This window comes from Micromonospora sp. CPCC 205561 (assembly GCF_036906775.1).
Classification (GTDB): domain Bacteria; phylum Actinomycetota; class Actinomycetes; order Mycobacteriales; family Micromonosporaceae; genus Micromonospora.
On record NZ_JBAKHV010000031.1, the window covers coordinates 59,114 to 70,523 of the forward strand.

The following is an 11,410-nucleotide window of genomic DNA, read 5'->3' on the forward strand; positions in this document are numbered from 1 at the left end:
GAACATGTCGTCGAGTATGCCGATCCCCGGCCGACCCGCGCAAGGATTCGGCGGAACACGCCTCCGTACGTGCGGTCCCGGCGCCGCCGCCGACGCCGGGACCGCGCGCGCCTCAGCCGAGCCGGGTGATGCGGTCGGCGGGTCCGGGAGCGACCGGTCCGCCGGCGCCCAGGTGAGCGATCAGCGCGTCGACGTCGAAGCCCGGGGCGGTGGCCCGCGCCGTGCCGGCCTGCAACTCCGTGAAGCCGTCCCCGCCGTTGGCCAGGAAGTCGTTCGTGGTGACCCGGTAGCTGGCCGCCGGGTCGACCGGCACGCCGTCCAGGGCCAGGGCGCTGACCCGGGAGCCCGCCGGGGCGGTGGTGTCGTACGAGTAGGTCAGCCCGGCCGAGACCTGGAGGATGCGCTGGGTGGTCTGCCCGTTGAAGCCGACGAACTGCTGCTCCAGCACGTTGCGCAGCTGGGCGCCGGTGAGGGTCTGGGTGACCACCAGGTTGTTGAACGGCTGGACGGTGAACGCCTCTCCGTAGGTGATCTCGCCCGGTGCCTCGCCCCCGGCCGAGGCCGCGTACGGCAGCGACGCCCGGATGCCGCCCGGGTTCATCAACGCGATCTGCGCCCCGCTGGACCGGGTGTACGCGAGCTGCGCGTCGGCGATCACGTCACCGAGCGGGCTCTCCCCGTTCGGCCGGGCGTCGCGCACGATGTCGGCCGAGATCCGGCCCACCACCCGGTTGGCGATGGGCGCGACGGCCGCCCGGTACTTGTCGGCCAGCGCCTTCGCGCCCGGGTCGACCAGGTCGGGGTTGCGCACGTACGTGCCCGGCGCGCTCTGCTGCCAGCTGCCGTCGGGGTTGCGTACGCCGTTCTCGACGACGACGTTGCGGGCGGTGATGCCGGTGAAGCGCCCGCTACGTCGGTCGAGCGAGTAGTCCACGTCGGTGATCAGCTGGCCGTTGTTGCCGGCGCTGGTGACCACGCTGCGGGCGCCCGAGGAGTTCGGCAGCGAGCAGGAGTAGAAGCGGTGCGTGTGGCCCGAGACGACCAGGCCGAACTCGGGCCGCAGGCCCCGGACGATGTCCACGACCGGGCCGGAGAAGTTGGCGCAGTCGGAGACGCCCGGGGCGGCCGGCGGCGGGGACTGGGCGCCGCCCTCGTGCACCAGCAGCACCATCGCCTTGACGCCGAAGAGCTTGAGCAGGCCGCCCCACTTGTTGGCGGTCGCCACCTCGTCGGTGAACCGGACCGAGGAGATGCCGGCCGGGTTGACGATGCCCGGCGTGCCCTCCAGGGTCACGCCGACGAAGCCGACCGGCACCCCGCCGACGAACTTCACGTCGATCGGCGGCAGGATCGGCAGGCCGGTCTTCTTGCTGACCGTGTTGGCGGCGAGGTAGGTGAACTTCGCGCCGGCGAAGCCGTCCCCGTCCTGGCAGCCGTCGACCGGGTGGCAGCCGCCCTTGTTGATCCGGATCAGTTCGTCGACGCCCTCGTCGAACTCGTGGTTGCCGACGGAGCTGACCTCCAGGCCGATCTCGTCCATCAACTCGATCGTCGGCTCGTCGTGGAAGGCGGCGCTGACCAGCGGGGTGGCGCCGATCAGGTCGCCGGCGCCGACGGTGGTGGTGGCCCGGCCCTCGGCCGCGGCCTCGGCGCGCAGCTTCTTCAGCCAGGTGGCGAGGTACTCCACCCCGCCGGCGGGAGTGCCGTTGACGGCCGCGCCGCTGCCGCCGGGCGGGTCGATGGCGCCGTGGAAGTCGTTGTAGCTCAGGAAGTTGCCCTTGACCTCGCCGCCGGTGGGGGCGGCGTAGGAGACCGAGACGGGGGTGAGGCCGGCCGCCCGGTCGTCGGCGGGGGCCGACGCGGGCCGGGAAGCGGTGGACAGCGTGGCGACTACGGCCAGCGCGAGGGTGGGAGCGGCGAGGTGACGCAGCACCGCCCGACCGCGCGAACGCGGCTGGATCATGGTCGTTCTCCCAAGTCGTGTACGGGGGAGGAGCCGGATTTCAACGTCATCGTTCTGGAAACCGGACGGCGGCACCAGACGTGACACTGTGACAACTTCGTCTCGACGGGCGACGTGGGCCGGTCCGGTCGGTCGGGGCGGGGAAGTGTCCGCCGGGCGGCATAGACTCGCCCTGCGATGCATCCTCTCTTCGACATCCCCACGTCCCCGCCCGCGCCGGTGCCTGCCGCGAACCCGCCGCACCGGCCGAGGCCCGCGGCCGTCCACCTCGACCCGCAGGCCCTGGTCGAGGGCCTCAACGGGCCGCAGCGCGACGCCGTCACCCACGCCGGCTCGCCGCTGCTGATCGTGGCCGGCGCGGGCTCGGGCAAGACCCGGGTCCTCACCCACCGGATCGCCTACCTGCTGGCCGCCCGGGACGTGCACCCGGGCGAGATCATCGCGATCACCTTCACCAACAAGGCCGCCGGCGAGATGAAGGAGCGGGTGGGCCACCTGGTCGGCCCGCGGGCCCGGCTGATGTGGGTGTCGACGTTCCACTCCGCGTGCGTACGCATCCTGCGGGCCGAGCACGAGCACGCCGGGCTGAAGTCCACCTTCTCGATCTACGACGCGGACGACTCCCGCCGGCTGATGCAAATGGTCGCCAGGGAGCTCGACCTCGACCCGAAGCGCTACCCGGCGCGCGGACTCGCCGCCCAGGTCTCCAACCTCAAGAACGAGCTGGTCGACCCGGAGGGGTTCGCGGGCCGCGCCCAGGGCCCCAACGAGCGGGCGCTGGCGGAGGCCTACACGCTCTACCAGCGGCGGCTGCGCGAGGCGCACGCGCTGGACTTCGACGATCTGATCATGACGACGGTGCACCTGCTCCAGTCCCACCCGCACGTCGCCGAGAGCTACCGCCGGCGGTTCCGCCACGTGCTGGTCGACGAGTACCAGGACACCAACCACGCCCAGTACGTGCTGATCAAGGAGCTGGTCTCCGGCACGGAGGGGATCGAGCCGGCGGAGCTCTGCGTGGTCGGCGACGCCGACCAGTCGATCTACGCGTTCCGGGGCGCCACGATCCGCAACATCCTGGAGTTCGAGCGCGACTTCAGCGACTCCCGCACGATCCTGCTGGAGCAGAACTACCGCTCCACGCAGACGATCCTCAACGCGGCCAACGCGGTGATCGACCGCAACACCTCCCGCAAGCCGAAGCGGTTGTGGAGCGAGGCGGGGGCCGGCGAGCCGATCGTCGGCTACGTGGCCGACACCGAGCACGCCGAGGCCGACTGGGTCGCCCGCGAGATCGACCGGCTGGTCGACGCCGACGAGACCCGCCCCGGCGACGTGGCCGTCTTCTACCGCACCAACGCCCAGTCCCGGGTCTTCGAGGAGGTGTTCATCCGCGTCGGCCTGCCCTACAAGGTGGTCGGCGGGGTGCGCTTCTACGAGCGCAAGGAGGTCCGCGACGCGCTGGCCTACCTGCGCGCGGTCGTCAACGACGACGACACGGTCAGCCTGCGCCGGATCCTCAACACCCCCCGTCGCGGCATCGGCGACCGGGCCGAGGCGTGCGTGGAGGCGCTCTCCAGCCGGGACCGGATCTCCTTCGGGGCGGCGCTGCGGCGGGCGAAGGACGCCCCGGGTATCTCTGCCCGGGCGGCCAACGGCATCGCCGACTTCGTCGACCTGCTCGACGGCGCCCGCGAGCTGGCCGAGACCGGTACCCCGGAGGAGGTGCTGGAGGCGCTGCTGACCCGCTCGGGCTACCTCACCGAGCTGGAGGAGAGCCTCGACCCGCAGGACGCCGGGCGGGTCGACAACCTCCAGGAGCTGGTCAGCGTCGCCCGGGAGTACACGGAGCGGATCGAGGCGACCGGCGAGGAGGGGGAGCGGGCCACCCTGGCCGGCTTCCTGGAGCAGGTCGCGCTGGTGGCCGACGCCGACCAGGTGCCGACGGACGACCCGGACCACCAGGGCGTGGTCACGCTGATGACGCTGCACACCGCGAAGGGCCTGGAGTTCCCGGTGGTCTTCCTCACCGGCCTGGAGGACGGCGTCTTTCCGCACCTGCGTTCGCTGGGCGACAGCCGGGAGCTGGAGGAGGAGCGCCGGCTGGCATACGTCGGCATCACCCGGGCCCGGCAGCGCCTCTACCTCTCCCGGGCGGTGACCCGCTCCGCGTGGGGGCAGCCGTCCTACAACCCGCCGTCGCGCTTCCTTGAGGAGCTGCCGCCGGAACTGGTCCGCTGGGAGCGCACCGAGGGCTCGTACACCTCGTGGGCCGGCGGTGGCGGCGGCGTCGGCGGGCGCGCGGACCGGGCGCCCGGCGGGCGCGGGGCCTTCAACGGTGGCACGCCCAAGGCGGCGCAGCTGGCGAAGCGGCTGGGGGTCGACGCGAGCCGGTTGACCACCGCGAGCGAGCTGCCGCAGGGGCCGAAGGTCTCCGCCGGCGACCGGGTCAACCACCAGCGCTACGGCCTGGGGCGGGTGCTCGCCGTGGAGGGGCACGGCCCGGGGGCCCGCGCGCAGATCGACTTCGGCGACCAGACGATGTGGCTCGTGCTCCGGCACGCCCCGGTCGACAAGCTCTGACCCGCGCCACGGCCCGCTCCGGCGGCGTGCCGGAGCGGGCCGTGGCGGTGGGTGCGAATCAGCAGGCCACGTCGATGCCCCGGGCGCGCAGGAACGGCGCGGGGTCGATCTGGTTCCACATCTGGCCCTGGTGCACCTCGAAGTGCAGGTGCGGGCCGGTGGAGTCGCCGGTGGAGCCCTCCAGGCCGATGGTCTGCCCGGCACCCACCCGCTGACCCACGCTCACCCTGGCGGTGCTCAGGTGGGCGTAGTGGGTCAGGTAGCCGTTGCCGTGGTCGACGAAGACGGAGATGCCGTAGCCGTCGCCGACGTCGCCGGCCTTGGTGACCGTGCCGCCGAAGGCGGCCCGGACCGGCGTACCGGCCGGCAGCGCGAAGTCGATGCCGGCGTGCTGGGTGCCCCAGCGCGGGCCGTAGCAGGAGGTGATCGCCGCGCCCTTCATCGGGATCACCCAGCTCGGCTTGGGCTTGCTGGTCTTCTTCGGCTTGGCGGTGGTCGCCTTCGGGCTGGGCCTCGCCGACGGGCTGGTCTTCACCGGGCCGGGGGTGGGGCTGGCCGGGGCGGCGGTCGACGGGGCGGCCGAGGGGGTGGCCGGGGCGGTCGTCTCGCGGGCGGACCGGTCGGCGCGTTCGGCGGCGTCGGCGCGGTCCCGCGCGTCGTGGGCGGCGGCCGGGACGGGCGCCTCGTCGTTCCCGGTGGTCGCCAACGCGACGCCCCCGAGGCCGAGGCCGGCCAGGGCCGCGGCGGCGATGGCCAGTCGGGTGCGGCCGCCGGTCAACCTGCGGTGCCGGGCGGGGGCGTCGGGGGTGTTCTCGTTCTGAATGTCTTCCTGCACGGCGGACCTTCGCTGATCGAGGGGCACTTGACCTCGAAATACTGGTGTCGGGGCGGGCCGTGGCGGGTACCGGGACGTGGCGGCGGGGGACCCGCGGGGAGCCCGGCCGTCCGTTGCGTCGCCGGATGACGCTTTCGATCGCAAAAGTGATCATGAGTGCGGGTGGCGCCTGTCACAGTCGTGGCTGTGACCGGGCTTACTTTGGCCGGCGCGAGGCGACGAAAAACCGCCCGGATCATCAGATCCGGGCGGTCGACGGGCGATGCGTAGCGTCAGGAATCGGCTACGTCGCTGTAGTACGCCTCGGTTTGCAGCTTGATGTCCACTCCGCGCTCCTGGAGCCACGGCACCGGGTCGAGCGGCTCGCCCTTGACATGCACCTCCAGGTGCAGGTGGGAGCCGTAGGAGTGGCCCGTGTTGCCGACGAGGCCGAGCTGGTCGCCCGCCTTGACCTGCTGCCCCTCCTTGACGCTGAGCGCGGAGGAGTGGCCGTAGATCGCCTCGCTGCCGTCGGCGTGCTCGACGATCACCGTGTAGCCGTAGCCGCCGAACCAGCCGGCCTTGGTGACGGTGCCGGCGTGGATGGCGACGTAGGGCGTGCCCTCGGCGGCGACCAGGTCGACGCCGGTGTGCAGCTTGCCCCAGCGCATGCCGTAGGGCGAGTTGAACTCGTAGCCCTGGAGGGGGAGGAGCCAGACCTCGTTCTTGGCGGCCTTCTCGGCCCCGGCGCGGTCGCTGTCGCGGGAGGCGCGGTCGGCAGAGTCGGCGCGGGCCGCGGCGTCCTGGTTGACGGTCGAGGCGGCCTTGAGCTCGTCGAGGACCGACGGGCTGACGCTCTTGGCGTCGGGCAGGGCTCCCGCGCCGATCGCGACGATGCCGGCGCCCACGAACGCGGTGGTGACGACGGCGGCGTAGCGGCTACGCGGGGGGGTGGGTACGCGGCGACGACCGCGATATCGATCGGGCTCAGACGACAGGCGCTGGCGCACGCACACCCTCCGTTGTCGGGGATCCGAAGCGGCCCCCCGACGCCCGTGAAGCTCGGGTGAACGTCGGCTGACCGCGTCGTCACCCGTCCGTGGACCTGATGACAACCGTGGACACGTTAGCCACTCCCCACGCCCGTCACAAGCCGAAGCGCCGAATTGCTGGCGCGTTCTGTCCCTTTCCATGCGTTATTGTCACGGCTCGTACCATCAAACGGTGCCCCCCTAACTGCCCGTTCGTCGCGCACCGTGACCGAAACGGCGGACTCGTCCGGCTTGACGTCACGGTCCGTCGCGATCCGCCGTACGGCCTCGTTGGAGGGCCCCGGTGGGGCCTCGCGCCGTGAGCTTCGCCGCCCGGATTTCCCGGGCCGGGTCGCGCGGGTTACCGTTCGTTCAGTAGCCGCGGAGCCGGTCGTTCAGCGAAGCCGCGGAGCCGGTGAAAGGGATGCCTGATGAGCTCTCGTGTTCGGGTCGTCGTCGCCAAGCCGGGCCTGGACGGCCACGACCGTGGCGCAAAGGTCGTGGCGCGCGCCCTGCGCGACGCCGGTATGGAGGTCATCTACACCGGCCTGCACCAGACCCCGGAGCAGATCGTGGAGACCGCAATCCAGGAGGACGCCGACGCGGTCGGGCTCTCCGTGTTGTCGGGGGCGCACATGACGCTCTTCCGGCGGGTGCTGGAGCTGCTCGGTGAGCGTGACGCCCGCGACATCGTCGTGTTCGGTGGCGGCATCATCCCCGACGCCGACCTTCCGGAGTTGCAGCGGCTCGGAGTCGCCAAGATCTTCACCCCGGGCGCGACCACCCAGTCGATCGTGGAGTGGGTGCGGCAGAACGTCGCACAGCCGGTCGCCTGATCCGGCCCGCCCGGCGCCCCGCCGGGGTGCGCGCGGTGCCGTCAGCGCCCCGGTAGCCGCGCCCCGGCCGAATCCGGACAGGGGGGAGGGGCCGGACGCACCCCTCACACGTCCGGCCCCTCTATGCACGATGCCCCGCCGCCACCCCTCGACCGACAGGGCATCGGCCGTCTCCCGTCGCCGCGCTGTATCAGCGCTCCGACACCTGACTCAACGACGCCCTCGCGGAGGGGTTACGCGCCCCGCGCAACATCGCCCGGACGGCTGACGTCCGGCGGGGTCGAGGAAGAACGCGACCCGACGGCGCCGACTGTGCATTGCCACACACCGCGCACCCGCTCGGTTGCCGGCGGTGTCCACCTCGCTAGGCTGCGCCCAATGGCCTGTTTCAACTGATGACAGGCGTCAAACTGATTTCCATAACGCTGGTGGCGGCGCGACGGCGCGCCGCGGAGACGGGACGGGACGCGCAAACGTGGACCTGTACGAGTACCAGGGGCGGGACCTGTTCGAGCGGCACGGCTTGCCCGTGCTCGCCGGCGGCGTCGCCACGACCCCGGAGGAGGCCCGCGCGATCGCCGAACGCCTCGGCGGTCGGGTGGTCGTCAAGGCACAGGTGAAGGTCGGTGGCCGAGGCAAGGCCGGCGGCGTGAAGCTGGCCGAGGGCGCGGAGGAGACGGTGGCCCGCGCCACCGACATCCTCGGCATGGACATCAAGGGCCACACCGTCCACAAGGTCATGATCACGGTGACCGCGGACGTGGCCGAGGAGTACTACTTCTCCTACCTGCTCGACCGGGCGAACCGCACCTTCCTCTGCATCGCCAGCGTCGCGGGCGGCATGGACATCGAGCAGGTGGCCGCCGAGACCCCGGAGAAGGTCGTCAAGGCCCCGATCGACGCCAACACCGGCGTCGACGAGGCGAAGGCGCGCGAGATCGTCACCGCCGCCAACTTCCCGGCCGACGTGGCCGACCAGGTTGTCGAGGCCGCGGTGGGCCTGTGGAAGGCCTTCGTCGCCGAGGACGCCACCCTGGTCGAGGTGAACCCGCTGGCCAAGACCGGCGACGGCAAGCTGCTGCTGCTCGATGCCAAGATCACTCTCGACGAGAACGCCGCGTTCCGGCACCCGGACCACGAGGCGCTGGTCGACCAGGCCGCGGTGGACCCGCTGGAGCAGGCCGCCAAGGAGAAGGACCTCAACTACGTCAAGCTCGACGGTGAGGTCGGCATCATCGGCAACGGCGCCGGCCTGGTCATGTCGACCCTCGACGTGGTCGCGTACGCCGGCGAGCGGCACGGCGGCGTCAAGCCGGCCAACTTCCTCGACATCGGCGGTGGCGCGAGCGCCGCGGTGATGGCGAACGGGCTGGAGATCGTGCTCTCCGATCCGTCGGTGAAGAGCGTCTTCGTCAACGTCTTCGGCGGCATCACCGCCTGCGACGAGGTCGCCAACGGCATCGTGCAGGCGCTGGCCCTGCTCGAACAGCGCGGCGAGCAGGTCAGCAAGCCGCTGGTGGTCCGCCTCGACGGCAACAACGCCGAGGCCGGCCGGGCGATCCTGGACGGCGCGAACAACCCGCTGGTACAGCGGGTGGACACGATGGATGGCGCGGCCGAGCGGGCCGCCGAGCTGGCGGCTGCGGGGGTCTGACAATGGCTATCTGGCTGACCAAGGACTCGAAGGTCATCGTCCAGGGGATGACCGGTTCCGAGGGTTCCAAGCACACCCGGCGGATGCTCGCCGCGGGCACCAACGTCGTCGGCGGCGTCAATCCGCGCAAGGCGGGCCAGACGGTCGACTTCGACGGCACCGAGCTGCCGGTCTTCGCCGGCGTCGCGGACGCGATGGCGCAGACCGGTGCCGACGTGACCGTGATCTTCGTACCGCCGCAGTTCACCAAGGGCGCGGTCGTCGAGGCGATCGACGCCGGGATCGCCCTCGCCGTGGTGATCACCGAGGGCGTGCCGGTGCACGACACCGCCGCGTTCTGGGCGTACAACGTCGCCAAGGGCGAGCGGACCCGGATCATCGGCCCGAACTGCCCGGGCATCGCCTCGCCGGGCGCCTCCAACGCCGGCATCATCCCGGCCGACATCACCGGCGCCGGCCGCATCGGCCTGGTCAGCAAGAGCGGCACGCTGACCTACCAGATGATGTACGAGCTGCGTGACATCGGCTTCTCCACCTGCGTCGGCATCGGCGGCGACCCGATCATCGGCACCACCCACATCGACGCGCTCGCGGCGTTCGAGGCCGACCCGGAGACCGACGCGATCGTCATGATCGGTGAGATCGGTGGCGACGCCGAGGAGCGGGCCGCCGAGTTCATCAAGGCGAACGTGACCAAGCCGGTGGTCGGCTACATCGCCGGCTTCACCGCACCGCCCGGCAAGACGATGGGTCACGCCGGCGCGATCATCTCCGGCTCGGCCGGCACGGCCGACGCCAAGAAGAGCGCGCTGGAGGCCGTCGGCGTCAAGGTCGGCAAGACCCCGACCGAGACCGCCAAGCTCATGCGGGAGATCATGTCCGCGGGCTGAGCCCGGACCGACGTACGACCAGAGGGGCCGACCGTTCGCGGTCGGCCCCTCGTCGTACGTGGGGGTCGTGCTCAGTTGTTGTAGAGCGGGTGGTCGCCCCCGGCCCAGAGGAAGCCGCTGCCGATGATGTTGAGTACGCCGAGCGCGATCGCCAGGTAGCCGAGCACGGGGGACCGGCCGGAGCGCCTGGCCTCCCGGAGCGACAGATAGCCGAAGACGATCCCGAGGATGCCGCAGCAGAGCACGCCGAGGACGATGCCGAGCACGCCCCAGAGCATCGTGCGGTCCCGCCCGGGCGCGGGCGGCGGTGGAGGCGGCGGATACGAAGTGCTCACGGCTTCCCCTCCGGGGCGTCGGTGCCGCGACTTCGCGTCGCGTCCCTGCGCCGAGGCTAGACCGGATCGGGGGCGCGGGGCGGTGGATCACGGAACTCGTCGCCGCCGCGGGGCGGTATCGGACTGCCGCCGCCGGCCCGGCATGCCAGAGTAGACGCGATGTCCTCCGTCACCCCTGATCAGCCCAGCCGTCCCGGCGTCGACGTCCGTCCCGACGCCCGGTCGGCCGCGCCCGCCGGGCGGGGCCGGCGGGTACCGGCGCCGCGCGACGGCGAGCCGCGCCGCAGCCGCGCCCCGCTCGCCGTCGCGGCCGGGGTCGCCGCCGGATGGGCGGCGCTCACCTCGTGGCTGCCGGTCGTGATCGTGCTCTGGCTCTTCCAGCTCAGCGAGGGCGCCGCCTCCCTGACGGGCGCCCTCCGTGCCGGGCTGGCCGGTTGGCTGCTCGGGCACGGGGTCCCGCTGGAGACCGCCGCCGGCCCTCTCGGGCTGGCTCCGCTGGCGCTCACCGCGCTGGTGGTCTGGCGGCTGACCCGGGCGGGGGTGCACACCAGCCGGGCGATCGGCGCGCGGGGCGGGCGGTCGCCGCGCCAGGCGCTCCTCGCCGCCGGCGCGGTCGGCGTCGCGTACGCGCTGCTCGGCGTGCTCGCCGCGGTGCTGACGGGCACGCCGCCGCTGCGCGCCGGGGCGACCCTCGTCGTGCTCGGCACGCTCGCCGCCCTGGTCGGTTCCGCCCGGACCACGCGGGTGGCCGGTCTGCTCGCCGCGCGTGCGCCCGGGCCGCTGCGCGACGGGATCCGCACCGGGCTGGTCGCCGGGCTGCTGCTGTTCGGCGCGGGGGCCGGAGCGGCGGGCCTCGCCGTGGCCACCGGGGGCGGCGACGCCGCCGACCTGATCGGGGCCTACCGCACCGGGGTCGCCGGCCAGGCCGGGATAACCCTGGTCAGCCTCGCCTACGCGCCCAACGCCACGATCTGGGCGGTCAGCTACCTGCTCGGTCCGGGTTTCGCCGTCGGCACCGACACGGCGGTGCGCACCAGCGAGGTCTCCGTGGGGGCGCTGCCGGCCGTACCGCTGCTGGCCGGGCTGCCGCGCGGGCCGGTCGACGGGATCGGCGTCGGGCTGCTCGCGATCCCGGTGCTGGCCGGGATGGCAGCCGGCTGGCTGCTCGCCCGCCGGCTGCTGCGGGCCGCCGCAGAGGACCGGGCGCGGCCGGGCTGGGGGGCCCTGCTCGGGGCGGCGGCCCTCGCCGGGCCGGTGGCCGGGCTGGTGCTGGGCGCCGCCGCGGCCGCCTCGGCGAAGTCGGA

9 protein-coding genes are annotated in these 11,410 nt (G+C 72.7%); 5 read left to right on the top strand and 4 right to left on the bottom strand.

Translation table 11 applies throughout. The annotated features are described in order from the left end of the window. Positions 1-112 precede the first annotated feature (112 nt). Positions 113-1,963 carry a bifunctional metallophosphatase/5'-nucleotidase gene (locus V6V16_RS17595; protein ID WP_334563378.1) on the bottom strand — a complete coding sequence of 617 codons (1,851 nt, stop codon included), beginning with the start codon at positions 1,961-1,963 and terminating at the stop codon, positions 113-115. A gap of 177 nt (positions 1,964-2,140) precedes the next feature. Between V6V16_RS17595 and pcrA the strand changes: the two genes are divergently transcribed. Beyond that, the gene (gene pcrA / locus V6V16_RS17600) at positions 2,141-4,546 is read left to right on the top strand and encodes a DNA helicase PcrA (protein ID WP_334563380.1); all 2,406 of its coding nucleotides are present in this window, start codon (positions 2,141-2,143) and stop codon (positions 4,544-4,546) included. A gap of 58 nt (positions 4,547-4,604) precedes the next feature. Here pcrA and V6V16_RS17605 read toward each other — a convergent pair whose 3' ends face one another. Then, positions 4,605-5,381: a M23 family metallopeptidase gene (locus V6V16_RS17605; RefSeq protein ID WP_334563382.1), complete on the bottom strand. Its 777-nt coding sequence runs from the start codon at positions 5,379-5,381 to the stop codon at positions 4,605-4,607. A 272-nt stretch (positions 5,382-5,653) separates the two neighbouring features. Then, entirely contained in the window at positions 5,654-6,370 is a 717-nt protein-coding gene (locus V6V16_RS17610; protein WP_334563384.1) for a M23 family metallopeptidase, read from the bottom strand. A gap of 452 nt (positions 6,371-6,822) precedes the next feature. On the opposite strand from V6V16_RS17610, the gene V6V16_RS17615 reads away from it, so the two are divergent. From V6V16_RS17615 to sucD, 3 genes are all read left to right on the top strand, one after another. Further along, entirely contained in the window at positions 6,823-7,227 is a 405-nt protein-coding gene (locus V6V16_RS17615) for a cobalamin B12-binding domain-containing protein (RefSeq protein WP_334563386.1), read from the top strand. Between the two features lie 475 nt (positions 7,228-7,702). Next, on the top strand, positions 7,703-8,881 hold the full coding sequence (gene sucC / locus V6V16_RS17620; RefSeq protein WP_334563387.1) for an ADP-forming succinate--CoA ligase subunit beta: 1,179 nt from the start codon (positions 7,703-7,705) through the stop codon (positions 8,879-8,881). Positions 8,882-8,883: 2 nt separating this feature from the next. Continuing rightward, complete coding sequence (gene sucD, locus V6V16_RS17625) at positions 8,884-9,771, top strand: succinate--CoA ligase subunit alpha (RefSeq protein ID WP_334563388.1); 888 nt, start codon at positions 8,884-8,886, stop codon at positions 9,769-9,771. A gap of 71 nt (positions 9,772-9,842) precedes the next feature. On the opposite strand, the gene V6V16_RS17630 is transcribed toward sucD, so the two are convergent. Continuing rightward, complete coding sequence (locus V6V16_RS17630) at positions 9,843-10,049, bottom strand: hypothetical protein (protein WP_442934101.1); 207 nt, start codon at positions 10,047-10,049, stop codon at positions 9,843-9,845. A gap of 216 nt (positions 10,050-10,265) precedes the next feature. Between V6V16_RS17630 and V6V16_RS17635 the strand changes: the two genes are divergently transcribed. After that, positions 10,266-11,410 (top strand): cell division protein PerM (locus tag V6V16_RS17635; RefSeq protein WP_334563390.1); only part of this gene is annotated, 1,145 nt, incomplete at its 3' end.